The organism is Psychrobacter sp. FME6, from assembly GCF_014861365.1.
Lineage (GTDB): Bacteria > Pseudomonadota > Gammaproteobacteria > Pseudomonadales > Moraxellaceae > Psychrobacter.
On sequence record NZ_RRYW01000027.1, the window covers coordinates 1 to 24,153 of the forward strand.

Here is a 24,153-nt window from a genome sequence, read left to right on the forward strand (position 1 = left end):
TATGTCCATTAGCGACTACCTTCTACTTTTTAGCATGAATTTTGTCCATTACACCTATTTTTGCTTTTTGGTCAGGCAGTTGTATATAGTTAAAATACTTTAAAAACGCTACGATACTGCGGGTATAGTTTTTTTGTAGCCTCTGTCTGCGTAGGCACAGCAAGCAAGAAAAAACGGTACCTGCAGTACGTGATGTATCGATTTTACGTTTCACTGACTATACTGTCTTATTTTTTAAACGTCTGCTTTCTATTCGAATATTCTAATATAGGTTCTACCCATGTCTGACTCTTTACTTGCCAACCCTAATACTCCCACTGAGCACTCTAACTTGACAGAATGGCTTGATTATATGCAGCAGATTCATGTCTCGGCGATAGATATGGGGTTGTCTAGAGTACTGCCAGTGGCTGAGGCGTTAGGCGTAGTAAAGTCAGCGAAAGACGACGCCTATGTATTTACTGTGGCGGGCACCAATGGTAAAGGCTCGACGACGGCTGTTATCGCCCAAATGTGTCAAGCAGCAGGTTATAAAACGGCTTTATATCAATCACCGCATTTAAGTGTTTTTAATGAGCGCGTGCGTATTAATGGCGAAATGGTCAGTGATGCAACCTTAATTAACGCCTTTAACAAAGTAGAAGCAGCGCGTCTAAAATGTGATTTAACGTTATCGTTTTTTGAGATGACGACGCTAGCTGCATTACTGATATTTGCGGAAGCGGATTGTGATGTTTGGGTATTAGAAGTTGGTTTGGGCGGTCGCTTGGATGTGGTCAATATTATTGATCCTGATACGGCAGTGATTACCAATATAGCTATCGATCATGTCGATTGGTTGGGTGATAATGTCGAAGCTATTGGTGCCGAAAAAGCAGGTATTTTACGTGATGATATTACCGTGGTTTATGGCGCTACTGAAATGCCATCTAGCGTACAACAGGCTATCGATTCCCATCAGGCGACTTGTTATCAAGTGGGTGTGGATTTTAGTTACCGTGAAATGAATGCAACTACTTGGCAATATAGTAATGCCGCTGTCACTATGCAGCTGCCACGACCAGCATTATCGTTAACCAATACTGCCAATGCGTTATCAGCGGTACTCGCAAGTCCGTTAAACGTTGATACCAATGCTATCGAGCAAGCTTTGCAAACCACTAAGCTCGCTGGACGATTTGATTATCGCGAGATGCATAATCGTCATTGGTTGTTTGATGTGGCGCATAACGAGCAAGGCGTTGAGTTCTTATTGGCACAATTATTACCACTTTGGCAGCAGCATTTAACCAAGCAAAACACCACTGATGCCCCAAATCAAAACAACAACCAAGCTAACAATAAACCTGCCAGTATTAAAATGCTGTTTTCCATGCTGGGCGACAAAGATATTAATAAAGTCGTCCAACGTTTGACCGCCGCAGGGTTACCCATTAGTGATTGGTTCATTGCTGAAATTGACTATCCACGCGCAGCCAGTACTGAGCAGCTGCAAGATATATTAGTAACTTATGTCGATGGTGCTCAAATACATACGTTTGAACATTTACCAGAGGCGACCCAAGCGGTTATCAAGGCTAGTCAGCCGCAAGACTTAATTGTGGTATGCGGCTCGTTTCATACCATTGGTGAGGCGCTAGCGGCATTAAGAATGTGATAATTTAGGTTAAAACAGCAACAGTTTAATGTTAATCTTAGTAATTGCGTGATGGCAGACAGCATGAAAAATATGCTTTATAATCAAGATGATTTAGAGCGCTGATATTAGAAGCTCTGCATACGATTTGAAAATCGATGAACGTAACTGGCGGCAATGTTTGTTTAGCAACGCTATCTATATTAGAGTTTTGAGACAATAGCTGCGCCGCTCAATCAACCTTATTACCAACTAAGAGACGTAAACGGATGAACTTTTCGAGACAAGCCTTATTGGGCATTGGGATGATTATCGGCGGTAGTGTGATGCTATACGCCATGGTGCAACAAATTGGGGATAGTAATAAATCACAGCCAACGTCAGTTATGGTCGATAAACCAAGTACTGAGCAAAAAGTGTCTCAGCCACTCACGACTGATATCGAAACTGAAAAACGTATCTTGGCCCAAAAACAAAAAGAGCGAGCCGCGCGTGTTGCCGAACAAGAAAAGCGTGCTAAGCAGTTCTTAACCGAACAAGAAGCCGCTGAAGCACAGGCATTGGCAAAAGCACGTGCTGAAAGTCAGCAGTATTTGGCAAGCAGTAAGCCTACTACTAACGATAAAGACAGCGAAGAGAAAAAAGACACACTTGAAACACCAACCACAAAACCTACAAGTGATAATACAGCAACGACGACTGCTGAGACTGACACTGACTCGAATGCTAGCGAGCAGAAAAAAGCGGCCGAGGCACAACAGGAAGCCCAGCGCCAAGCTGCTGTTGAAGAACAAGCGGCCGCTAAAAAGCTAGCGGAGAGTAAAAAAGAGGCGGAAGCAAAAAGGCAGGCTGAGGCTAAAAAACAAGCCGCTGCGAAAAAACAGGCTGAAGCCCAAGCTTTGGCTGAGAAAAAGAGAAAGGCCGAAGAAGCAGCTAAAAAAGAGCCACCAAAATCACCTTCTGATTATCAAGTCAAAAGAGGCGACGGGCTGATTAAGCTGGCTAGACAATACAATATGCCGGTAGAGGTGTTGGCACAGGCTAATAATATCTCACCAAAGGCATCACTACAGCTGGGTCAAAACATAACCATCCCATCTCGTAAGCAAGTACAACGTCTAGAGCGTGAAGCGGCAGCTGCCGAAAAAGCGCGTGAAGACAAGCGTCAAAAAGAAGAAGCATTGGCTAAGAAAACGGCTGATGCCAAGCGTGAAGCCCAACAAAAACTTAGTAAAGCTCGTAAAGAGGTGAAAGAGACTGATGCCAAAGGTAGCTTTGGGGTGCAAGTAGCATTGGCGAATAATCAGACCAAAGCCGACGAGATGGCAAAGACATTTCAGGAAGCTGGCTATCAAGTGAAGACCAGTCGCACCAGTCGCGGTGTCCGTGTCATAGTGGGACCTGAGCGTGGGAAAGTAGCGGCTTTGGCATTAAAAGACAAGATTAATAGTGATCCTAAGGTCAATACTACCGGTGCTTGGGTTTTATACTGGCGCTAGGTATTTTTTAGTCTGTTTTCAGGTAATAATCTTCAACCAAACATTATTACTTGAACCAAGTTGGCTTAGATTTTCATTGCTTACTACCATTCATATTAAAACACGACACCTACTGTCGTGTTTTTTGTTTTAGTGTTTGCCGATTGCTATCAGCTTAGCTACGATGAGCGCCGTTTATTTTTTCTGTTTCTCTCTGTATAACCTGTCAGCCTATAAAGGCTGCCTTGCAGCGGTCGGATATGCGTGATGATTTGAATCATCCATCAACCACAATCGTCTGCTTTAATCATGTATAAGGTAAAACCATGTCATTTGGCGTTATATTTTTAATACTGGCGGTTGGCTTTTTAGGGCTAATTACCTTACCAAAACTGTTGTCCAAACCTCAAAGCATTGAGCCTGATCCAAAGCCTGTACGCGGTGATGAATTGGCCATTTGGCCATTCGCGCCCATGCCAATCATGACCGATACTGAAGTAATATTTTTTAATAAGTTAAAGAACGCCTTGCCTGAATATCATATCTTTGTCCAAGTCCAGCTGTCACGAATCATCGAAGCCAATAGTAATGAAACCTCCGAACGTAGTTTTTGGTTTAATCGTATTTGTCGCCAAAGCGTCGATTATGTGATTGTTGATATCGATGCTCAGACGACACTGGTTGCCATCGAGCTGGATGATTGGACGCATAGCAGCAAAGCACGGCAAAAAGCTGATGATAAAAAAGATAAGGCGCTTGCTAGTGCTGGCATTGCTATCGTGCGTTTTCACGCCGAGCGTATGCCCAGTGCTGATATGCTGAGATATGAGCTGATGCAGGTGATTGAGAGTTATTAATGCGGCAGGTGCATCACTCATCATAAAATAATTGTCATTTAACAGAGTATAAAATACATACTTAATATTTAAGTAACATATCCATAATAATTATTTACCTTATAGACTAAATTTGCTAATAAATGTATGATTCATTATTAATAAGTAGACTTAAGTTTTCTTATTCCTAAACAGACTTTTAGGCAACTAAATATTACGAATATGAATAAGTCGATTAATTTCTATTCTAAAAATATCACTACAGGGTAAAGGATTATTTTATGAAAATGTTTAAATTAACGGCATTAGCGCTAGCCAGTACATTAGTATTAGTAGGTTGTGGTGATGATAACGACAATAATGTGTCAGCTGGCAATGGGACAACGACGCCAGATGTACCCGTTAAGCCACCTGTGGATAATAATTTGTCTGAGATTGATCAAGCTAAAGAGATGATTCGTACCGCTAAGCTATTCGTTAGTGATAATTTAGCCGTGACCAATGTATATAAAGGCGCGAGTGATATTCTTACGGAGAAGCAAGAAGCGCGACTTAGTTATACTTTTGATGTGCCAAACAGCCTTTATTATTACATGCAAGAAAATGATTTATCACAATTAAAAGCGGTTGATATTGTTGCTTTGGCTAATGATCAAGAATTCAATAATATTTTAGGTGATTTAGCATTGACGCCAGAGAGTGGTTTTTTAGCGACATTGAATGCTGATGGACAATTTCAGCTTTCAGGTGCTACTAAGGTAGTCGTTAAAGAATACGATTATATATATAACCCAAGTACTGGTACATATAAAGAAACGCTTGTTAATCAAGATACTTTCAAGACTGTCTATGAAGGTTTTGAAAATGCATTAAGCTCTAATACGAGTAGTGCTAGTTTCAATGGCGGTATTGGATTTAAGAGTCTGAAAATAGGGTCTGGCTCTGATCTTGTGACTCTTAGCTCAACTAAAGGCTTCACTGTTAGTGGTCAGTTTAGTGATAAAATCGTGGTCGATGACGAGTTTGACCTTAATGATGTAAACAGAGCGGGCATCACTTTAGAAAAAGCGGTAATAAAGTTAGGCAATCTAAAGCTAACTGCTAACGATAGTGTTATCGAAGCAAAAAACTTTGAATTTGCTGCGTTAGATATCAGTAAAAAGCTGGCAGATAATAGCTTAGTGGTAAGAACCATCCCTTACAAACTTGCTATAACCGGCAATATGACTAAGAAAAAGCCTGCGACCAATGTAGAAATTACACTTAACGCTAATGCCAATGATGCTGACATTAAAAACTTCTTGATAGTGACTGATGCAGGTAATATTGAAGAAACGGCGAATAAATACGTAGGTATGGAAATAGTGTTGGCTATCAAAGGTAATGTGACCAAAAAGGGCGCAACGACTATTCCACTTGATTTTCAAGCCAATCTTAAACGTACTGCTCGTAACATCATTGAGTTAGAAGGCCTCAAAGCCAGTGTAGAAGGTAAAAGCTTATTTGTCACAGGTAAGTCCACCTTAGACAGTAATTACGATGTGGTCAGCACACAGTTTTTAGTTGAGCAAAACAAAGCGTCGATCAAATTAAATGTCGATGCCGATGGTGACTTCATTAAAGACACTGCCGGCAAGCTGGGTGATATCATGGTTAATGACAAAGACTATGGTGATTTGATGGATAATGATGGCAAAATCACAGCCAAGTTTATTGATGATAGTTTGATAATCCTATAATCGAGCCTTGTCTCATATTAACTCTCAAACGTTGTTAGTAGCGATTGAGATATAGCAAAAATAAGAAAAGAGACAGCTCATACTGTCTCTTTTTTATGCCCTCTAATAAACATGAGAAACTTATGTCTTGCTATCATTTATCTTGTTACCCTGTTTTATCTAATATTTTAGTCTCGCGTTCTTATAAGCGTTTAGTGTTTGTTATGCCAACGGTGGTTGCGATAGCAGTATCCACACCTGCTATCGCTCAAGATAATCAGATTGCTAATATTGCTGAAACAAGATTTGATCTAAACACTCAAACAATAGGCTTGCTAGACAGTCAGCCCAAACAATCAGATGCTCAGATAGATTGGTCTGTAATGGCTACGGCTCATAGTCCGACGCAGCCTATCGCGGCATTTTTGGATGATTGGAATGCACCGCTGGACTCGGGTGATCATGCTTATGCTCAAGGAAGAACATCACTTGCGATTCGTCCTGCTGGCAGCGCTATTAGCTATGGATTAGGGTGGCGTTATGATTATTTGATGACTTTTAGTGAGGAAACTGCGGAAGTTTATTGGCAATATGAAAATGAACAGCCTTCAAGTACCAGCCAGACGTACCCTTTATTTTTAGAGGCCAAGCATAATGAAAGGTTCGGTGCCAATATTGGCTTGACGCAGCAGCTTATGCCTAACTGGCAATTGACGACTCGTGCCAACGTTTGGCAGGGCTTACATGCGTTAGAAGGTAAGGTAGTAGGCAATTTAAGCACCAGAGCCTTACCAAATAATGAAATAACAAATATCCGGGACAGTTTGGACAAAACCAATGCTTATATCGACTATTATTATGACGAACCAGCGTTAGGGGAGGAAAATCTAAACTGGAATCCCGCGAAACCTTCGGGATATGGCTATTCACTCGATTTGCAGCTCATAGGTCAGTTATCTGATAGCACACAATTATCTCTTCGCGGCTACGATATTCTCGGGCGTATGCATTGGAAAGACATGCCAAGCACGCGATATGCGTTGGATTATGATGTCAATGGTCGACCTCTATATACGATAGAAGGGCAGTTAAGTACTGATGATGTCACTCAAACATTGCCGTGGCGCGTTGAAGGTAGTATCCAGCATCAACTAGACAATCAATGGCAACTTGGGATACATGGTCAGGTGAATGATATCCATGATTTGTACCAGCTATCAGCAGGCTATCAAACGACTCATGATAATTTTCCTATCATGATTACTGGTCTAGTAGAACCGCAGACGCAGGCATTGGGTTTGGCGCTAGACAGTCGCTACGTTGGCATCAAATTACTGACGGATAGTCTTGATTCAGAAAAAGCTAAGCGTAGTGAGATTAGTCTATATGGACGTTATGCTTGGTAGTTTAGTAAATATGTATCAATGAATAAGTGCAATTCTGATCTAGAGCGATAAGGGTTACTGATATTTATCATCTACTGGATCGTGCTGGGTAGGATAAATGACTATTGGTCTATCGCCTGCAAAGTACAGTCCTGTTTTTAGTGTGCCATTTTCATCGTAGGTAAAAGACGGTTGACATCCATCGTAAAAATCACGTTTACTAAACCATTCAATATAATGGGCGGATCGCAAGATGGTCATATCAATCGTAGCAAGATTAAGCTGGTCATCTTTATCACACCATTCGTGCATGGGAAAGCTTGGCGCTAGCCAATCAGGATAATCCAAGTGACCAAACTCCTTGGTATTTATCGGTAAAAAGAAACGTCCTTTTATCACGCCATAACGCTTATCAATTTTGACTTGTCCATGCTTTTCAGTATCCACCCAAACCGTACGAAATTGCTTAGTTTGCATGTGGGTCATTTTACGCTGTAAATTATCATTAGAATTAATCCCAACCCAATTTTCAGGAGCAAATGGCGCTGACCCCATAAAAAACTTAATCGCCAGCTCCCAGTGTTCGACAAGTTTCTCTTGATGATTATACAAAATCAAATCAAGCTCGCCGGTCGTCTGCTTACCATTGTATAACTGCACGTTATTAGCGAGTGTCTCGTATGGATGTAAATTGCGCGCAAAGCCATCCTCTAACCAAAATGACAATAAGCCTTCAAAGTGAAAACCTAAGCGATTGGGGCTAGGACGTTTTAACAGATAACGTGTCAGCTGCTGATATTCATTGGTGCTGTCCAGCTCTTTTAAACGCTGCTGATATGCCTCAAACTGCATTTGCCAAAATATGGCGCTATGTACCTCAACCTCATGCGTATTTTGATGCGGCACGAAGTCCAGCCATTTGGTCAAGACGTTAGGGCAGGCAAGCACATACGCCAAATCACGTACGTAAGGTCGCTGGTAAGCTTCCCAAGGTGCGGCATCTATAAGGTGAGTAGAGAGAGGTTGAGCAATAGGCTCGGCCATAGGCTAGACCATCATAACGTTGTAGCATTTACCCTAGCGGCTTGTTTGGTAAAAGTCTATAGGCAATCTTAATCTAGATAATATTAGAAATAATCAATCCAAAAAAAAGCCAACCATTGAAAACAATGATTGGCTTTTCTCTTTACTGCTATGTTTGGTCGGAACGGCAGGATTTGAACCTGCGACCACTACACCCCCAGTGTAGTGCGCTACCAGACTGCGCTACGCCCCGAATGACTGACTATTTTACGCAAAATTATGTATATTGCAAGGGCTATTTATTTTAGCCAAAATCTACAATAGTATTTTACCTATAATAGTCAGCATAACCAATCAGCAATTGACCTTAACCCAATAGCTCTTTTAGGATTTGGTTGACTTGCTGAGGGTTGGCACTACCGCGACTGGCTTTCATCACTTGTCCGACTAGACCGTTAAAGGCTTTTTCTTTACCGCCGCGATACTCATCGACCATCGTTTGATTATTAGCGATGACTTCTTCAACGATAGCTTTAATCGCGCCAGTATCGGTTTCTTGTTTCAGTCCTTTTTCTTCGATGATTTTATCTGCCGCGTTATCAGCATCGCCGCCTTCGCGCTCATATAGCGCGCTAAAGACTTTTTTGGCTAACTTCCCAGACAGGGTATCATCTTTAATTCGCGCTAGCATGCCAGCCAGTTGCTTGGCACTGATAGGCGAGTCAACGATATCGGTATCGTCTTTATTCAGCGCACCAAGTAGGTCGCCCATGACCCAATTACCAGCCATTTTAGCATCTGCTTGCCCAACTTCTGCAACCACATCTTCAAAATAATCGGCAAGCTGACGGCTACCGGTCAAGATACGGGCGTCGTATTCTGATAGACCCAGCTCCTCTTCAAAACGAGCGCGGCGAGCAACCGGTAGCTCAGGCATCGCCGCTTTAATCTCATCAACCGTATGCTGCTCGATACGCACTGGCAGCAAGTCAGGGTCAGGGAAGTAGCGATAGTCGTTGGCGTCTTCTTTAGTACGCATAACACGAGTTTCGTCTTTATCAGGATCATAAAGCATGGTTGCTTGGATGACTTTACCACCGTCCTCGATGATATCGATTTGACGCTCGATTTCGCGATTGATGGCGCGTTCGATAAAGCGGAATGAGTTGAGGTTTTTTAGCTCAGTACGTGTACCCAGCTCGCTTCCAGGCTCACGTACAGAGACGTTACAATCACAGCGGAATGACCCTTCTGCCATCACCGCATCTGAGATGCCGAGCCAAGTAACCAGCTGATGAATAGCCTTGATGTAAGCAAGTGCTTCATGAGCGGAGCGCATATCAGGCTCGGAGACGATTTCGATTAGCGGCGTACCAGCACGGTTCAAATCCACGCCAGTCATACCATCGACAGCATCATGAACCGATTTACCAGCGTCTTCTTCTAAATGCGCGCGGGTGATACCCATACGTTTGGGGTATTCGTTTTTCTCACCTTCATTGACCACGACATCGATATAGCCTTCGCCTACGATAGGGTTGGCCATCTGGGTAATTTGATAGCCTTTAGGCAAATCAGGATAGAAGTAGTTTTTACGATCAAAGGTATTGAATAAACCCAGTTCGGCATTGACGCCGATACCGAACTTTAGCGCACGCTCTACCACGCCACTATTCAGCACTGGCAACACGCCAGGCAAACCCAAGTCAACGATACTGGCTTGGCTGTTTGGCTCGTGTCCAAAGTCAGTCGGTGCGCTGGAGAATATTTTACTTTCTGTATTAAGCTGGCAGTGAATCTCGATACCGATGACCACTTCATAACCATCGACGAACAGCTCTTTACGAACAGCGTGCTGGCGGACGGCATTGTTATCAGTAGTAGTTGCTGTGTTCATTATACCGTCTCCTTCGCGATGGTAGAGTGTTGCAAGTGGTGATCTGTCTGTTGCTGAAATAGGTGCGCGGTCGATAATAGCTTGCTTTCTTGCCAATATTGACCAATTAATTGCAAGCCAATAGGTAGACCTTCTGATGTTAAACCAACAGGCTGACTGAGCGCAGGTAGACCTGCTAAGTTAACCGCGATGGTATAAACGTCACCCAAATACATAGTCGCGGGGTCAAGATTCTCACTCAGCTTATAAGCAGCTGTTGGTGCCGTTGGACTAGCAATCACATCACAATTGGCAAAGGCTTCCTCGAAGTCTTTAATGATTAAGCGGCGTATTTTTTGTGCTTTGGTATAATAGGCATCGAAGTAACCCGCAGATAGCGCATAAGTACCTGTCAAGATACGGCGCTGTACTTCAGGGCCAAAGCCTTCAGAGCGTGAGCGGGTGTACAAGTCGATTAAGTCTTTTGGGTCTTCACAGCGATAGCCAAAACGCACGCCATCGAAGCGAGATAGGTTCGAAGAGGCTTCTGCTGGTGCCAACATATAGTAAGTGGCAAGGGTAATCTCAGGGTCGGTGATATTGACTTCTACAATCGTCGCACCAAGCTCTTCGTATTTTTTCAAAGCAGCACGTACGGCTTGTTCTACCTCAGCATCAAGCCCAATGCTAAAGTACTCTTTGGCAACACCAATACGTAAGCCAGCAAATGGCTTATCGCCAGCCGCCGCTTCTGCATCGTTTAGGTCTTGTACATAATCAGGCATATCATGGTTGATAGAGGTTGCATCACGTGGGTCATGACCGATCATTGGCTGCAACAGATAAGCGCAGTCTTTGGCGCTACGGCCCATACTGCCAGCCTGGTCAAGGCTTGACGCATAAGCAATCATACCAAAGCGAGAGACGCGACCATAAGTTGGCTTAATGCCGGTTAAGCCACAAAATGAGGCAGGTTGACGAATAGAGCCACCTGTATCACTACCCGTTGCAACTGGTATGAACCCTGCAGCGACGGCTGCTGCACTACCACCTGATGAGCCACCGGGGACGCGTTCTAGATTCCAAGGGTTCTGTACCGTGCCATAGTAAGAGCTGCTATTGTCTGAACCCATCGCAAACTCATCCATATTGAGCTTACCAAGACTAATCATGCCCGCTTTTTCGATGTTAGAGACGATAGTAGCGTTATAGGGTGAGACAAAATTGTGCAGCATTTTGGAGCCACAAGTCGTCAACACACCTTGGGTACAAAAAATATCTTTGTGCGCCATGGGGACACCAAGTAATGGGCGTTTATCGCCTTGCGCGCGCATCTCGTCTGCCGCTTGTGCTTGTGCTAATGCCGTCTCAGAAGTGTGAGTGATAAAGCTGTTAACTTTGCTGTCTAGCGCGTTGATACGCTTGATGTAGTGTTCGGTTAATTCCGCGCTGCTAAATTGTTGGTCTTGCAAGCCTGTAATAAGCTGCTGGGTACTCAATAAATGAAGTTCAGACATAAGGTGTCGTCCGTCAAAATGTTAATAGCATAAAATAAAATGAGATAAAGTTAAAAGATAGCGTCGGCAGCCTATTCAATCACTTGTGGTACTAGATACAGCCCTTCTTCAACAGCAGGCGCGACCGATTGATTGCGCTCACGATTGATATCGTGCTTGGCAATATCAGCACGCAATTCTTGGCAAGCTTCATGAATATTGGCTAACGGTTTGATATCGGTAGTGTCCACATTGCCAAGGGTATGCATCAGTTTTAATACTTTACTGATGTCATCGGCATAGCTATCGGCAGTGCTTTCATCGACACCCAAACGCGCCAGGTTGGCAACTTCTAGGATTTCTTCGCGGCTGACGTTGCTGTCAGACGTTGATGGTTGCTGAGACATGATTTCTCCAGTGCAGGACAGTTTTTGTTAGAGTGGAATATGGTCAAAATAGGCAAATATTAAAATAAACCAAAATAAGATGTGTATACAGTGGCTTTATTATAAAGCATCTCACTGAAGATTACAGAGCATGACGCTGGATTGCTGCACAATCTTTACTCGAAGCGGCTTTGCAAAGTTGACCAGACAGTTATGGGTTAACCATCAATTGCGCCCCGTTGAGTGACAAAATACGTTACAGTGGGCATTCGCTGCTAAGCAAAAATATCGCCTGGCTGTAACGCCTTGTTAGTTGTTGAATTAAATGATGTTTCGTTAAATGAATTGAGATTGTTTACCATTTTAAATTTTGTAACAACTTTTAGCGCTTAAGCGTAAAATTCTAGCTAACTGGTGCAAATATCTGTGTTTTTTTTGAGCCAAATCGGTATAATTTAGCTCAGTTTTTTCATTTCATCATTATTGCTTCGGTTTGACTTGTTGCGATGATAAACTCTCGCCACAGGTAATGTCTAACGACGACCTGCTCAACACTGATGAGTAACCCCTCAGTCACTCTCATTCGCCTCATTCGTAAGACGCTGGATATATTAGTCATGAACCTGTTTGGATTTTTATCAAATAATATCGCAATCGACCTCGGTACTGCGAACACCCTTATTTTTATTCCTGGTAAAGGCGTGGTGCTCGACGAGCCTACGGTGGTCGCGCTACGAAGCAATCGTACCCAGAACCCTACCGTTGCAGCTGTAGGTGTGGATGCCAAGCAAATGCTAGGCCGTACACCTGCCAATATCACCGCTATTCGTCCCTTAAAAGACGGCGTGATTGCGGACTTTGAAGTGACGCAAAAAATGCTGAAACACTTTATTGCTAAGGTAAAAGCCAAGCGTTTTATGGCGCAGCCTAACGTGGTGGTTTGTGTGCCTTGCAAGTCTACTTTGGTTGAGCGCAAAGCGATTCGTGAAGCGGTGTCGTCAGCAGGCGCAAGCAAAGTACTACTATTAGAGGAACCGATGGCAGCAGCGATTGGTGCTGGCATGCCCGTCCATGAAGCCAGTGGCTCGATGGTGGTTGATATCGGTGGTGGTACGACTGAAATAGCGGTTATCGCGCTGTCAGGTTGCGTTTATGCCGAGTCGATTCGTATCGGTGGCGATATGTTTGACGAAGCCATCATTACTCATGTCCGCCGTACCCATGGTTGCGTGATTGGTGAAACCACCGCTGAACGTATCAAACAAGAAGTCGGTTCTGCATTAAATGAGGACAGTCAACTAGAAGTCGAAGTTCGTGGTCGTAGTATGGCAGAAGGCGTGCCAAAAACCTTTACTGTCAATTCAGAAGAAGTGCAAAAAGCCTTGAGTGACCCACTAAGCGGTATTGTTAGTGCCGTAAAAGCCGCCCTTGAGCAGACGCCGCCAGAATTGTCATCAGACATCGCTGAGCGCGGTATCGTATTGACCGGCGGCGGGGCATTATTACGCGATTTAGACAAGCTGGTTTCAAGAGAAACGGGTTTGCCTGTGACTGTGGCAGAAGAGCCATTAACGTGTGTGAGCCGCGGCGGTGGTATTGCCCTTGATTTTATCAATAACAAGAGTTTGAACATGATTTTTGTTTAATTGATTTTGGTTAAGCATTTTCAATGTGATGGTGCTTAATTATTATTGGTATCAACGATTAAGCGAAAAATATAAAGTTAAAGGTAGCCGGTTGCGCTGCCTTTAATTGCCTTAATAAATGCCAAAATCTATTACTGGTTACCGCTTATTTTATCATCCCTGAGTTGACGACTTATGACCCCAAGTATTTTTGCGCGCCAGCCATTAGCACTACGCAAGGCCGCTATTGTATTGATAGTAGCTTTGATACTGATGTGGTTCGATAGCAAAAACTCAGAGTGGTTTAAGCCAATACGTAATACCAGTCATGCCGCCATGCAGCCTATTTATGAGCTGTCGTTGTTACCGAGTTACGCCACGCATTGGGCCAGTGGTAGCATGCAGTCCAAAGAAGCGCTACGCCGTGAAAACATGCAGCTAAAGTCGCAACTTATCCACGCTCAAGCCAAGCTGCAGCAGCAGGATTATATCTTGGCACAAAACGCCCGCCTACAAGGTATCTTATCAACGACCAAGCCTGAACAGTTTGATTTAAATTTGGCACAGGTAATTGGTACAGATACCAATTTACTGAGACAGATTGTGGTACTGAATAAAGGCGCACAAGATGGGGCGCAAGTCGGACAGACGGTTATCGATGAGGACGGTATTTTAGGACAGATTATCAATGTCTATCCCAATACCAGTCGTTTATTATTGATTACCGATGAACAGCAATCCGTGGCGGTTACCGTCAAGCGTACGGGGCAGCGCGCTATTGTTACCGGTCAAGGTATACCTACCTTACTTAGCCTCAATTATGTCTTTAAAACCTCAGACGTGCGCGTGGGTGATGAGCTGGTGTCATCGGGTTTGGGTGGACGCATACCAGCAGGCTATCGCGTTGGTCAAATCGCTCATATTGAGGACACGCAAGCCGATAACTTTAGAAGTATCGAAGTGACGCCAGCCGCGAACTTTATTGATAACGCTTATGTGCTGATACTACAAGATAAGCTAGTCAATAAAAACAACAGTGTTATCAATGAGCGTTGATGGCGTGGCAGCTCGCTTAAATTTATACTTATGAGCTAGCTGTTTATCAATACCTTTTCCGCTACGACGTTCAAATCTATCGAACCCCAATCAACACGTTAATAGCTCTCGCTAAACACTTCCTAAGGTAAGTACTCATGTCGCATCCTGATTCTGACAATATAACGGTACTGTTGGTTGTTGCGATTATTCTTAGCTTCGTCGCCGCTTCATCGCTCAATGTCTATCCATTAAGCCCTAGTATGGCAACACTACGGCCTATGGTTATGATAATGGTGCTGATTTTTTGGTTGCTATTTCAGCCACGCTACGTTGGTATCTTTACCGCATTCACCATTGGTCTTATTGCGGATCTACTGATGGATACCCATTTAGGGCAGCAAGCCTTTGCTGCGGTGGTCGTGGCACTGGTTATCAGGATAGCCAGTATCTATATTAAGCAATTAAATACGATTAGTGCATGGTTGATAGCGAGTTTGGGTTTGATAGTTTTTCAGTTGAATCTGTGGATATTACAGATGTTTGTTCAAAATGTCTTTTTTGCAAAATCCGCATTATCTTTAGTGATGAGTATCATAAGTTGGCCGCTGGTATTACTGGCTTTACGCAAGTTTGCACGTTAATAATTTGCACGTTAATAAAAAGTACCATTACCCGTCGTAGATTCAATCTCAAGACGATATATAGGCAGCTCTACATAAAACTGATACGTTGGTAGCACTTGTATCGGTTTTAAAGAGAGTCAATTATAGTACGATTGCTTATAAAAGCTCTCAGAGAGAAGCACACTATAAATTTACACAATAAGAGAGTAACGATGGATATCCTTTTAGCCTCTGGTTCACCGCGTCGTCGTGAATTGCTAACAAGAGCGCAGTTAGATTTTAGTACCCTAAGCGTAGACATCGATGAAACGCCACACGACAACGAATCGCCCAAAAACTATATTGAACGCATGGTCGCTGCCAAAGCAGATGCGGCGGTACAACACATCAATCAAACCCTCAAAACTGACCAAGACAATTTTGCCCAACCGCTTATCATTTTGACCTCTGATACCATTGGCGTGCTACCAGATGGTAAGACGGTGCTGGTAAAACCAACCAACCGCGAACATGCGTATAGCATGTGGCAGCAAATGTCTGATAGTGTCCATGAAGTATGGACGGCAGTGCAAGCCACGCAAGTATCATTATTCCCTAAGCCTTCTAACAACTCAACGCTGGCTAACGGCTCAAATGATGAGCAAGCGTTTCAAGTGGTTAATCAGCAGCAAATTACTGAGCGCACAGAAGTGACCTTTATTCCATTAACTATGGAGATGATGAGTGATTATTGGGATAGCGGCGAGCCTGCTGATAAAGCGGGCGGTTACGGTATCCAAGGCTTAGGTGCTGCATGGGTCAGCCGTATCAATGGCAGTTATACCAATGTCGTTGGTTTACCGCTTTCGCAAACACTAGCACTCATTAAAAAAGTTACAGAAAATAGGGCGTGTTGAACCTTGCTTAAGGGTTACTGGCTACGTTATTGCACATTAAGTTGCTGCACATAATGACACGGTAGGGTGATGGGCAAGAGCAAGTCGCATTTGTTACACTGTCATAATAATAGGCAATGACCGTCTAACCAAAAAAGCTGAGAGATAAGAGAAAAATATTATGTCCGAAGAGCTGCTGATTAATATTAGTCCAATGGAATCCCGTGTTGCAGTTTTAGACAATGGTATCTTGGGTGAGATTTATATTGAACGTCACCATAAATTGGGGCTGGTTGGTAATATCTACTTAGGTACAGTCGTACGTGTCCTTCCTGGGATGCAGGCCGCCTTCGTTGATATCGGTCAATCGCGTACCGCATTCTTACACGTCAATGATATGCAGCGCCAGCCTCGTCCAGTCGCAGAAAACAAAACCGTGGCAAATACCAGTAAAGAAGCGGATGCAGATAACCATAAAGCGGGCACTATTATAGAAGATAGTTTGGCAGTGACGCCACCCGTTATCAGTACCCAGAGTACGGACGTTATCCCTGTTTCTAAGACCCTCATTCAACACCGCTTGCACGAGAGCCAACGCATTTTGGTGCAGGTTACCAAGGATCAGTTGGGTAGCAAAGGGGCGCGCTTAACCACCAATATATCGCTGCCATCTCGCTATTTGGTTTATTTGCCATCCAGTGAGCATATCGGTATCTCGCAGCGTATTGATGGCGACGAGGAACGTACTCGTTTAAAAAGTGAGCTTAGTAGCTTGATGCAAACCGTTAACCTAAAAGGTGGGCTTATTGCCCGTACCGCTGCTGAGCGTGTCCCTGTGAATAAGCTGGAAGAAGATATTTATTATCTATTGCAGCTGTGGCGTACCATTTGCGCGCGCCGCCAAGAGATTAACCACCATCAAAGCTCAGAGCTTATTTATCAAGAGTTATCACTACCACTGCGCTCTATTCGTGACTTGGTGCATGCCGATACCGAAAAAGTCGTGATCGATAATACCCAAATCTATGAGCAAGTCAGATATTTCGCCAAAGAATTTGTCCCTTTTATCTATGATCGCATCGTGCATTACACCGCTGAGCAATCCTTGTTTGATGTACACCGCGTCGAGGACGATTTACGTGATGCCCTAAAACGCCGTGTAGATTTAAAATCAGGGGGTTACCTGATTATTGATCAAACTGAGGCGATGACGACTATTGATGTCAACACAGGCTCTTTCGTCGGGGGGCGTTCATTAGAGGATACGGTTTATAAGACCAATCTTGAGGCCACTCATGCCATCGCCCGTCAGTTACGTCTGCGCAATCTGGGTGGCATTATTATCCTAGATTTTATTGATATGCTGGAGCAGCAGCATAAAGATGATGTGCTCGAGAGCCTGCAATCGCAGCTGACCCAAGATTATGCTAAGACTAAGATTACCCAAGTCAGTGAGCTGGGCTTGGTAGAGATGACCCGCAAACGTACACGTGAATCGCTCGGGCAGCAACTTTGTGAGCCGTGCTCAACTTGCCAAGGACGCGGTTTCGTCAAAACAGCTGAAACGGTTTGCTTTGAGATATTCCGTGAAATCATGCGCTGCGCCCGTACTTATAACTCTCCCAAGAAATTTACCGTCGTCGCTCATGCAGCGGTCATTGATTTACTGTTGACGACAGAATCGGATACGGTGGCAGACTTAGAGTACTTATTAGGTAGGGTGATTACTTTTGATGTAGAAAACTTATATACCCAAGAGCAGTACGACATTGTTTTGGATTAATGTTGTTTTAGACTGATGTTCTCATTATTATTTATGGCTATAGACTCAGTTATCGCAAATAACACAAATAAATAGCGTCATTCAACCATGATGTTTATAAAGAGTAATATCTTGAATCACCATAGATATTACTCTTGCAATGAATGAAATTCTATGTATAATATACACCACTGAATTATATATGCGCAGCCAATCAAACAGCTGGCGCTATGACAGCTAGAGCATCGTTTCTAGCACTATTTCATTATGCCTTTGCTGACATCCTATAATGGAAGGGTCGGCGGGGCTTTAAACTATTTTGCTTTTGGCACGCTATAAGTTCCGATAAAGAACTCATTCTGGTTAAGAACAGAAGGCCGCTTAAAGTGAATATTTAACCAAACGGCTTTTGCTCATATCTTTGCGAAGCAAAGATGACAAAGGCCCATATTAGGAGCTTGCTGGCATGGCTAACCAGAGAATCCGTATCCGTCTTAAGTCTTTTGATCATCGTCTAATCGATCAATCTGCACAAGAGATCGTTGATACTGCAAAGCGCACTGGTGCGCAAATTTGTGGTCCTGTACCGTTGCCGACTCGCATTGAGCGCTTCAACGTTCTAACCTCACCACACGTTAATAAAGACGCTCGTGACCAGTACGAAATCCGTACTCACAAGCGTATGGTTGATATCGTTCAGCCTACTGACAAGACTGTGGATGCGCTAATGAAGCTAGATTTAGCGGCGGGTGTTGACGTTCAAATTGCTTTGGGTTAATGCACATCACACACCCAACCCATTAATATAAGATATAAAGAGGTCTAAAATGGCGATCGGTTTAGTCGGTAAAAAATGCGGCATGACCCGTGTCTTCACTGAAACAGGCGCATCTATCCCTGTGACAGTGGTTGAGGTCGATGCAAACCGCATTACTCAAGTAAAAAATACTGATGTAGATGGTTATCAAGCCATCCAAATTACCACAGGCACCCGTCGTGACAGCCGCGTAACAGCCGCACAAAAAGGTCACTTCGCTAAAGCTGGCGTTGCCGCTGGTCGTGGTGTTTGGGAATTTCGTGCCAATGAAAGCGATCTTGAAGGTCGTGAGATTGGTGGTGAAATCCTAGCTGACTTGTTCGAACAAGGTCAGATAGTTGATGTCACAGGACAAAGTAAAGGTAAAGGCTTTCAAGGCGGCGTAAAGCGTCACAACTTTAGCATGCAAGATGCCACCCATGGTAACTCAGTATCTCACCGTGCCCTTGGTTCAACTGGTCAGAACCAGTCACCAGGTAAAGTCTTCAAAGGCAAAAAAATGCCAGGTCAGATGGGTAACAAACGCGTTACCGTTCAAGGCCTAGAAGTGATATCGGTTGATGTTGAAAAAGGGTTAATTGTCATCAAGGGTGCTATCCCAGGTGCCACCGGTGGCGATGTCATCGTACGTCCGTCAGTCAAAGCCTAAGCAAGGGGATTAACGTGGATTTAAAAACAGTTACAGGTGCGGCGGTTGAGCTTTCTGATACGGCTTTCGGTCGTGAATTCAACGAAGCATTAGTGCATCAAGTCGTCACCGCATATCTTGCTGGTGCTCGCCAAGGTACACGTGCGCAAAAAACCCGTGCCGAAGTTTCTGGCGGTGGCATCAAGCCATGGCGCCAAAAAGGTACTGGTCGCGCTCGTGCAGGCTCTATTCGTAGCCCAATCTGGCGTTCTGGTGGTCGTGCATTCGCTGCAAAACCACAGGATTGGTCACAGAAAGTTAACCGCAAGATGTATCGCGGTGCAATGCAGTGTATCCTCGCCGAATTGATTCGCCAAGAGCGTTTGGTTTTGGTTGAAGAGTTGAGCGTTTCTGGACCAAAGACTAAAGAGCTGATTGCAAAGCTAAATGAGCTTAATGCACCTCGTGCACTAATCGTCACCAAAGAAGTTGACGAAAACTTATACTTAGCCGCTCGCAACATTCCACACGTCAATGTACTTGGTACAAACGAAGTGGATCCAGTGAGTTTGATCGCATATGATAAAGTGATCATGTCAGTTGAAGCTGCGAAACAATTTGAGGAAGCACTAGCATGAATAACGCAAGACTTTATCAGGTCTTAAGAGGACCTGTATTCTCAGAAAAATCTCAAATGCTTGGCGACTCACTTGGTGTGCAGGTATTTAAAATTGATTCTAATGCTACTAAGCTTGAAGTCAAAAAAGCAGTTGAGTTGATGTTTGAAGGTGTTGAAGTCATTAAAGTGAACACTTTGAATGTTAAAGGTAAGACAAAGCGTTTTGGTAAAAGCATCGGCCGTCGTAACGACTATAAGAAAGCCTATGTTACCTTAAAAGCTGGTCAAGATGTACAAATGGCTGATGCTGGTGAAGACGTAGTGAACACTACGGATTCTACTAGTGAAACAGCGAACAACGAATAAGGATTACACTCATGCCTATCGTAAAAGCAAAGCCAACATCACCAGGCCGTCGTTTTGTTGAAAAAGTGGTGCATCCACACCTTTACAAAGGTCGTCCTTATGCAGCGCTTCTCGAATCAAAAAGTAAGTCAGGTGGTCGTAACAATAATGGTCGCATAACTACCCGTCATGTTGGTGGTGGTCATAAGCATCATTATCGTATCATCGATTTTAAACGTACTAAAGACAATATCCCAGCAACGGTAGAGCGTATCGAATACGATCCTAACCGTACCGCTCATATTGCGTTACTTAAGTACGCTGACGGCGAGCGTCGCTATATCATTGCTGCTAAAAAGCAAGCAGTTGGCGATACCGTAATGTCAGGTGAAACCTCACCAATCCGTCCAGGTAACTGTTTACCGCTTAAAAACATCCCATTGGGTACTGTGATTCACAATATCGAGCTTAAAATCGGTAAAGGTGCACAGATGGCTCGTTCTGCGGGTGCTAGCGTTCAGTTGTTAGGTCGTGAAGGTATTTATGCTATTCTACGTTTGCGCTCTGGCGAAACTCGCCGCGTACACGTAAATTGCCGAGCTGTTATTGGTGAAGTATCTAATACTGAAAACAACTTGAAATCACTTGGTAAAGCCGGTGCTTCACGTTGGCGCGGTATTCGTCCTTCTGTTCGTGGTGTCGCTATGAACCCGATTGATCACCCACATGGTGGTGGTGAAGGTCGTAACAAAGGTCGCCATCCAACCAGCCCTTGGGGTCAGAAGTCTAAAGGACTTAAAACGCGTCATAATAAGCGTACTGACAGTATGATTATCCGTCGCCGTCGCGCCAAGAAGAAATAAAGGAAGAATTTCATGCCTCGTTCATTGAAAAAAGGTCCATTCATAGACGCGCATTTGTTTGCCAAAGTTGAGAATGCATTAGACACCAACTCACGCAAGCCCATTAAAACTTGGTCGCGCCGCTCGATGATTCTGCCCCAAATGGTTGGCCTAACTTTGTCTGTTCACAACGGCCGTACTCATGTACCGGTTATCGTAAGTGAGCAGATGGTTGGTCATAAACTAGGTGAATTTGCCCCGACTCGTACGTATCGTGGTCATGGCATTGACAGAAAAGCTAAGAGATAAGGTGCTTACCATGGAAGTAACTGCAAAATTACGCGGTGCCGCCATTTCGGCACAAAAAGTTAGACTCGTCGCTGATGAAGTTCGTGGCAAATCTATTGAGCGTGCTTTGGATATCCTAACGTATAGTAATAAAAAAGGCGCTGTATTTGTTAAGAAATGCCTTAACTCAGCCATCGCCAATGCCGAACATAACGACGGTTTAGATATTGATACCCTTAAAGTATCAACCATCTACGTTGATGAAGGCATTACGCTAAAACGTATCCTACCACGTGCCAAAGGTCGCGCTGATCGTATCAGCAAGCGTACTTGTCACATCACTATAAAGGTAGGAGAATAAGTTATGGGACAAAAAGTACATCCAATCGGAATTCGTCTTGGTGTTGTCAAAAAGCATAACGCAAACTGGTATGCTAACCCTAAACAATACTCAGAATACCTCATCAACGACATTCAAGTTCGTGAGTATCTACGCAAAAAACTAGATAAAGCTATGATCAGCAACATCATGATCGAGCGTCCTACTGGTGCTGCTAAGATTACCATCGCCACTGCGCGTCCTGGTATTGTTATCGGTAAAAAAGGCGAAGATATCGAAAGACTTCAAAAAGAATTGACCAAAATTATGGGCGTACCTGCTCAGGTCAACATTGAAGAAATTACATCACCGGATCTTGATGCACGTTTAGTAGCAGACGGTATCGGTAGCCAGCTTGAGCGTCGTGTTATGTTCCGTCGTGCGATGAAGCGCGCGGTACAGAACAGCATGCGTTCTGGTGCTAAAGGTATCAAAGTTGAGCTGTCTGGCCGTCTTGGCGGTGCTGAGATTGCTCGTACTGAATGGTACCGTGAAGGTCGTGTGCCATTGCATACACTCCGCGCTGATATTGACTATGCGTCAATACGTGCAGAGACAACTTACGGCACTATCGGTGTAAAAGTTTGGATTTTCCGTGGCGAAATCCTTGACGGTATGAACAGTGTTTATAATCCCGTGAAGGAAGATAAGCCTCGTGCGCCAAAACGCCGTGGTCGTGGAAACGGAAACCGTCGAAACTCAGACAGAGGTTAAACTATGTTACAGCCAAAACGTACCAAGTTTCGTAAAATGCACAAAGGTCGTAACACTGGGCTAGCTCATCGTGGAAGCACCGTTGCATTCGGACAAATTGGTCTAAAATCGTTGACTCGTGGTCGTATGACTGCCCGTCAAATTGAAGCAGCACGTCGTACCATCACTCGTAAAATTAAGCGTGGCGGTAAGATTTGGATTCGTGTATTCCCAGACAAACCAATTACTAATAAACCACTCGAAGTACGTATGGGTAAAGGTAAAGGTCCTGTAGAATATTGGGTATGCGAAGTCAAACCTGGTAAAGTGCTATATGAAATCGAAGGGGTCTCAGAAGAGCTTGCTCGCGAAGCCTTAACGCTTGCTGCAGCAAAACTGCCCTTTAAAACTACCATTGTTAAGCGGACGATAATGTAATGAAGATCAGTGAATTACGTGATAAATCATTAGAAGAACTGACTCAGTTACTTGATGAAAAGCAACTTGATGCTTTCCGTATTCGTATGGCTAAAGCAACTGGTCAGTTGGGTAATACCCATGAAGTACGTGGCAATCGTCGTACGATTGCTCAGCTTCAGACTTTGATTAACGAGAAACAACGAGGCGACTCATGAGCGATAACAATCAAACAGCTAATGCTAGCGTATTGACAGGACGAGTTGTCAGCGACAAGATGGACAAGTCCATCACAGTTTTGATTGAGCGTCTGGTTCGTCATCCTTTGTATGGCAAGCAGCTTCGTCGTTCTACAAAAATCAAAGCTCATGATGAGAATAATGTTTGCCAACAAGGCGACCTTGTCCGCATCAAAGAAACGCGTCCAATCTCAAAAACCAAGTCTTGGACTTTGGTTGATGTGGTTGAAAAAGTAGAAAAAATCTAAGTAAATTGCATTAAAAGCCAGAAGCTGTTAAAATAGCCGCCTTTTTAAGGATGCTGATTGCGCCGAGCGTATATCACTCACATTAAGAGTTAGGTGCGGTTATTTATATTAAAATGCCGTCTACTCATACTGTGCTAGCGGCAGCAACTGGTTTTTATTGCTCATACGTGTGGAGTAACGCTATGATTCAGGTTGAGTCAATGCTGGAAGTTGCAGATAATAGCGGTGCAAGGCGAGTTCAGTGCATTAAAGTACTGGGTGGTTCTCATCGTCGTTATGCATCAGTTGGCGACATTATTAAAGTAACGGTTAAAGAAGCCATTCCGCGTGGTCGTGTTAAAAAAGGCGACGTGATGAATGCAGTAGTTGTACGTACCAAAAAAGGCGTTCGTCGCCCTGATGGTTCGGTATTACGTTTTGATGACAATGCTGCGGTATTGTTGAACCAAAACAAAGCACCGATTGCAACTCGTATTTTTGGACCGGTAACTCGTGAACTACGTGGTGATCAGTTTATGAAAATTGTATCACTAGCACCAGAAGTATTGTGAGGTAATCCATGTCAAAATTACGTAAAGGCGATACAGTTATCGTGATTGCTGGTAAAGATAAAGGCAAACAAGGTACTGTGCAAGCTGTAAAAAACGATCGTATTAAAGTAGAAGGCATTAACATTGTTACTAAACATCAGAAGCCAAATCAGGCGACTGGCGTTGAAGGTGGCATTATTAAGCAAGAAGCTTTTCTGCATATCTCAAATGTCGCAATCTTAAATGCGCAAACCCAAAAAGCAGACCGTATTACTTATCAATTCGGCGAAGACGGCAACAAACAACGCGTCTATCGTTCGAACGGTGAAGTAGTGGCGACTGCGTAAGACA

At 43.8% G+C, this 24,153-nt stretch carries 27 protein-coding genes and 1 tRNA gene; 23 read left to right on the forward strand and 5 right to left on the reverse strand.

The annotated features are described in order from the left end of the window. Positions 1-280 precede the first annotated feature (280 nt). The 5 genes from folC (at position 281) to EI162_RS05690 (ending at position 7,074) form a co-directional block, all read left to right on the forward strand. Complete coding sequence (gene folC / locus EI162_RS05670; protein ID WP_192523448.1) at positions 281-1,657, forward strand: bifunctional tetrahydrofolate synthase/dihydrofolate synthase; 1,377 nt, start codon at positions 281-283, stop codon at positions 1,655-1,657. Between the two features lie 248 nt (positions 1,658-1,905). Further along, complete coding sequence (locus tag EI162_RS05675) at positions 1,906-3,135, forward strand: SPOR and LysM peptidoglycan-binding domain-containing protein (protein WP_192523449.1); 1,230 nt, start codon at positions 1,906-1,908, stop codon at positions 3,133-3,135. A gap of 305 nt (positions 3,136-3,440) precedes the next feature. Beyond that, complete coding sequence (locus tag EI162_RS05680; protein ID WP_192523450.1) at positions 3,441-3,971, forward strand: DUF2726 domain-containing protein; 531 nt, start codon at positions 3,441-3,443, stop codon at positions 3,969-3,971. Between the two features lie 260 nt (positions 3,972-4,231). Then, on the forward strand, positions 4,232-5,689 hold the full coding sequence (locus tag EI162_RS05685; RefSeq protein ID WP_192523451.1) for a hypothetical protein: 1,458 nt from the start codon (positions 4,232-4,234) through the stop codon (positions 5,687-5,689). 122 nt (positions 5,690-5,811) lie between these two features. Next, positions 5,812-7,074, forward strand: coding sequence for a hypothetical protein (locus EI162_RS05690; RefSeq protein WP_192523452.1), 1,263 nt, complete (start codon positions 5,812-5,814; stop codon positions 7,072-7,074). Between the two features lie 54 nt (positions 7,075-7,128). Here EI162_RS05690 and EI162_RS05695 read toward each other — a convergent pair whose 3' ends face one another. The 5 genes from EI162_RS05695 to gatC form a co-directional block, all read right to left on the reverse strand. Continuing rightward, positions 7,129-8,097 carry a DUF1853 family protein gene (locus tag EI162_RS05695; protein WP_192523453.1) on the reverse strand — a complete coding sequence of 323 codons (969 nt, stop codon included), beginning with the start codon at positions 8,095-8,097 and terminating at the stop codon, positions 7,129-7,131. Between the two features lie 155 nt (positions 8,098-8,252). Beyond that, a tRNA-Pro gene (locus EI162_RS05700) sits at positions 8,253-8,329 on the reverse strand. A gap of 114 nt (positions 8,330-8,443) precedes the next feature. After that, complete coding sequence (gene gatB / locus EI162_RS05705) at positions 8,444-9,973, reverse strand: Asp-tRNA(Asn)/Glu-tRNA(Gln) amidotransferase subunit GatB (RefSeq protein ID WP_192523454.1); 1,530 nt, start codon at positions 9,971-9,973, stop codon at positions 8,444-8,446. After that, positions 9,973-11,469 carry an Asp-tRNA(Asn)/Glu-tRNA(Gln) amidotransferase subunit GatA gene (gene gatA / locus EI162_RS05710; protein WP_192523455.1) on the reverse strand — a complete coding sequence of 499 codons (1,497 nt, stop codon included), beginning with the start codon at positions 11,467-11,469 and terminating at the stop codon, positions 9,973-9,975. The genes gatB and gatA overlap by 1 nt, the downstream gene beginning before the upstream one ends. Before the next feature lie 71 nt (positions 11,470-11,540). Beyond that, positions 11,541-11,855, reverse strand: coding sequence for an Asp-tRNA(Asn)/Glu-tRNA(Gln) amidotransferase subunit GatC (gene gatC, locus EI162_RS05715; protein WP_192523456.1), 315 nt, complete (start codon positions 11,853-11,855; stop codon positions 11,541-11,543). Between the two features lie 596 nt (positions 11,856-12,451). Between gatC and EI162_RS05720 the strand changes: the two genes are divergently transcribed. The 18 genes from EI162_RS05720 (at position 12,452) to rplX (ending at position 24,149) form a co-directional block, all read left to right on the forward strand. Continuing rightward, positions 12,452-13,480, forward strand: a complete 1,029-nt coding sequence (locus EI162_RS05720; RefSeq protein WP_192523478.1) for a rod shape-determining protein — start codon at positions 12,452-12,454, stop codon at positions 13,478-13,480. A 174-nt stretch (positions 13,481-13,654) separates the two neighbouring features. After that, positions 13,655-14,515 (forward strand): rod shape-determining protein MreC, encoded by an 861-nt coding sequence (gene mreC, locus EI162_RS05725; RefSeq protein ID WP_192523457.1) that lies wholly within the window; start codon positions 13,655-13,657, stop codon positions 14,513-14,515. Between the two features lie 137 nt (positions 14,516-14,652). Next, positions 14,653-15,138, forward strand: coding sequence for a rod shape-determining protein MreD (gene mreD, locus EI162_RS05730; RefSeq protein ID WP_192523458.1), 486 nt, complete (start codon positions 14,653-14,655; stop codon positions 15,136-15,138). Between the two features lie 194 nt (positions 15,139-15,332). Further along, positions 15,333-16,016, forward strand: a complete 684-nt coding sequence (locus EI162_RS05735) for a Maf family protein (RefSeq protein ID WP_192523459.1) — start codon at positions 15,333-15,335, stop codon at positions 16,014-16,016. Positions 16,017-16,176: 160 nt separating this feature from the next. Continuing rightward, positions 16,177-17,778, forward strand: coding sequence for an Rne/Rng family ribonuclease (locus EI162_RS05740; protein WP_192523460.1), 1,602 nt, complete (start codon positions 16,177-16,179; stop codon positions 17,776-17,778). A 445-nt stretch (positions 17,779-18,223) separates the two neighbouring features. Continuing rightward, a complete protein-coding gene (gene rpsJ / locus EI162_RS05745) occupies positions 18,224-18,535 on the forward strand; it encodes a 30S ribosomal protein S10 (protein ID WP_169393475.1) in 312 nt (103 codons plus the stop codon). Between the two features lie 49 nt (positions 18,536-18,584). After that, positions 18,585-19,223 carry a 50S ribosomal protein L3 gene (gene rplC, locus EI162_RS05750; protein ID WP_192523461.1) on the forward strand — a complete coding sequence of 213 codons (639 nt, stop codon included), beginning with the start codon at positions 18,585-18,587 and terminating at the stop codon, positions 19,221-19,223. A 14-nt stretch (positions 19,224-19,237) separates the two neighbouring features. After that, entirely contained in the window at positions 19,238-19,840 is a 603-nt protein-coding gene (gene rplD, locus EI162_RS05755) for a 50S ribosomal protein L4 (RefSeq protein ID WP_192523462.1), read from the forward strand. After that, the gene (rplW, locus tag EI162_RS05760; protein ID WP_192523463.1) at positions 19,837-20,187 is read left to right on the forward strand and encodes a 50S ribosomal protein L23; all 351 of its coding nucleotides are present in this window, start codon (positions 19,837-19,839) and stop codon (positions 20,185-20,187) included. Before rplD ends, rplW begins: the two co-directional genes overlap by 4 nt. A gap of 11 nt (positions 20,188-20,198) precedes the next feature. After that, complete coding sequence (rplB, locus tag EI162_RS05765) at positions 20,199-21,029, forward strand: 50S ribosomal protein L2 (RefSeq protein WP_192523464.1); 831 nt, start codon at positions 20,199-20,201, stop codon at positions 21,027-21,029. A 12-nt stretch (positions 21,030-21,041) separates the two neighbouring features. Then, positions 21,042-21,317, forward strand: coding sequence for a 30S ribosomal protein S19 (gene rpsS, locus EI162_RS05770; RefSeq protein WP_192523465.1), 276 nt, complete (start codon positions 21,042-21,044; stop codon positions 21,315-21,317). 10 nt (positions 21,318-21,327) lie between these two features. Further along, positions 21,328-21,657: a 50S ribosomal protein L22 gene (gene rplV, locus EI162_RS05775; RefSeq protein ID WP_192523466.1), complete on the forward strand. Its 330-nt coding sequence runs from the start codon at positions 21,328-21,330 to the stop codon at positions 21,655-21,657. 3 nt (positions 21,658-21,660) lie between these two features. Then, positions 21,661-22,389: a 30S ribosomal protein S3 gene (gene rpsC, locus EI162_RS05780; RefSeq protein WP_192523467.1), complete on the forward strand. Its 729-nt coding sequence runs from the start codon at positions 21,661-21,663 to the stop codon at positions 22,387-22,389. Between the two features lie 3 nt (positions 22,390-22,392). After that, positions 22,393-22,806 (forward strand): 50S ribosomal protein L16, encoded by a 414-nt coding sequence (gene rplP / locus EI162_RS05785; protein WP_192523468.1) that lies wholly within the window; start codon positions 22,393-22,395, stop codon positions 22,804-22,806. Further along, positions 22,806-23,003 carry a 50S ribosomal protein L29 gene (gene rpmC / locus EI162_RS05790; RefSeq protein ID WP_110923946.1) on the forward strand — a complete coding sequence of 66 codons (198 nt, stop codon included), beginning with the start codon at positions 22,806-22,808 and terminating at the stop codon, positions 23,001-23,003. The genes rplP and rpmC overlap by 1 nt, the downstream gene beginning before the upstream one ends. After that, the gene (gene rpsQ / locus EI162_RS05795; protein ID WP_010196699.1) at positions 23,000-23,272 is read left to right on the forward strand and encodes a 30S ribosomal protein S17; all 273 of its coding nucleotides are present in this window, start codon (positions 23,000-23,002) and stop codon (positions 23,270-23,272) included. The genes rpmC and rpsQ overlap by 4 nt, the downstream gene beginning before the upstream one ends. Before the next feature lie 182 nt (positions 23,273-23,454). Next, complete coding sequence (gene rplN / locus EI162_RS05800) at positions 23,455-23,823, forward strand: 50S ribosomal protein L14 (RefSeq protein WP_010196702.1); 369 nt, start codon at positions 23,455-23,457, stop codon at positions 23,821-23,823. Between the two features lie 8 nt (positions 23,824-23,831). Continuing rightward, on the forward strand, positions 23,832-24,149 hold the full coding sequence (rplX, locus tag EI162_RS05805; protein ID WP_192523469.1) for a 50S ribosomal protein L24: 318 nt from the start codon (positions 23,832-23,834) through the stop codon (positions 24,147-24,149). The last annotated feature ends 4 nt before the right edge of the window (positions 24,150-24,153 follow it).

Coding starts and splice junctions, on each gene's coding strand:
- rplW (WP_192523463.1), top strand. CDS start 19,837: ATGAATAACGCAAGACTTTATCAGGTCTTAAGAGGACCTGTATTCTCA.
- mreD (WP_192523458.1), top strand. CDS start 14,653: ATGTCGCATCCTGATTCTGACAATATAACGGTACTGTTGGTTGTTGCG.
- rplN (WP_010196702.1), top strand. CDS start 23,455: ATGATTCAGGTTGAGTCAATGCTGGAAGTTGCAGATAATAGCGGTGCA.
- rpsQ (WP_010196699.1), top strand. CDS start 23,000: ATGAGCGATAACAATCAAACAGCTAATGCTAGCGTATTGACAGGACGA.
- rplP (WP_192523468.1), top strand. CDS start 22,393: ATGTTACAGCCAAAACGTACCAAGTTTCGTAAAATGCACAAAGGTCGT.
- gatB (WP_192523454.1), bottom strand. CDS start 9,973: ATGAACACAGCAACTACTACTGATAACAATGCCGTCCGCCAGCACGCT.
- EI162_RS05680 (WP_192523450.1), top strand. CDS start 3,441: ATGTCATTTGGCGTTATATTTTTAATACTGGCGGTTGGCTTTTTAGGG.
- gatC (WP_192523456.1), bottom strand. CDS start 11,855: ATGTCTCAGCAACCATCAACGTCTGACAGCAACGTCAGCCGCGAAGAA.
- rplV (WP_192523466.1), top strand. CDS start 21,328: ATGGAAGTAACTGCAAAATTACGCGGTGCCGCCATTTCGGCACAAAAA.
- rpsC (WP_192523467.1), top strand. CDS start 21,661: ATGGGACAAAAAGTACATCCAATCGGAATTCGTCTTGGTGTTGTCAAA.
- EI162_RS05690 (WP_192523452.1), top strand. CDS start 5,812: ATGTCTTGCTATCATTTATCTTGTTACCCTGTTTTATCTAATATTTTA.
- EI162_RS05675 (WP_192523449.1), top strand. CDS start 1,906: ATGAACTTTTCGAGACAAGCCTTATTGGGCATTGGGATGATTATCGGC.
- EI162_RS05735 (WP_192523459.1), top strand. CDS start 15,333: ATGGATATCCTTTTAGCCTCTGGTTCACCGCGTCGTCGTGAATTGCTA.
- folC (WP_192523448.1), top strand. CDS start 281: ATGTCTGACTCTTTACTTGCCAACCCTAATACTCCCACTGAGCACTCT.
- EI162_RS05720 (WP_192523478.1), top strand. CDS start 12,452: ATGAACCTGTTTGGATTTTTATCAAATAATATCGCAATCGACCTCGGT.
- mreC (WP_192523457.1), top strand. CDS start 13,655: ATGACCCCAAGTATTTTTGCGCGCCAGCCATTAGCACTACGCAAGGCC.
- rplB (WP_192523464.1), top strand. CDS start 20,199: ATGCCTATCGTAAAAGCAAAGCCAACATCACCAGGCCGTCGTTTTGTT.
- EI162_RS05740 (WP_192523460.1), top strand. CDS start 16,177: ATGTCCGAAGAGCTGCTGATTAATATTAGTCCAATGGAATCCCGTGTT.
- rpsS (WP_192523465.1), top strand. CDS start 21,042: ATGCCTCGTTCATTGAAAAAAGGTCCATTCATAGACGCGCATTTGTTT.
- EI162_RS05685 (WP_192523451.1), top strand. CDS start 4,232: ATGAAAATGTTTAAATTAACGGCATTAGCGCTAGCCAGTACATTAGTA.
- rplX (WP_192523469.1), top strand. CDS start 23,832: ATGTCAAAATTACGTAAAGGCGATACAGTTATCGTGATTGCTGGTAAA.
- gatA (WP_192523455.1), bottom strand. CDS start 11,469: ATGTCTGAACTTCATTTATTGAGTACCCAGCAGCTTATTACAGGCTTG.
- rplC (WP_192523461.1), top strand. CDS start 18,585: ATGGCGATCGGTTTAGTCGGTAAAAAATGCGGCATGACCCGTGTCTTC.
- rpmC (WP_110923946.1), top strand. CDS start 22,806: ATGAAGATCAGTGAATTACGTGATAAATCATTAGAAGAACTGACTCAG.
- rpsJ (WP_169393475.1), top strand. CDS start 18,224: ATGGCTAACCAGAGAATCCGTATCCGTCTTAAGTCTTTTGATCATCGT.
- EI162_RS05695 (WP_192523453.1), bottom strand. CDS start 8,097: ATGGCCGAGCCTATTGCTCAACCTCTCTCTACTCACCTTATAGATGCC.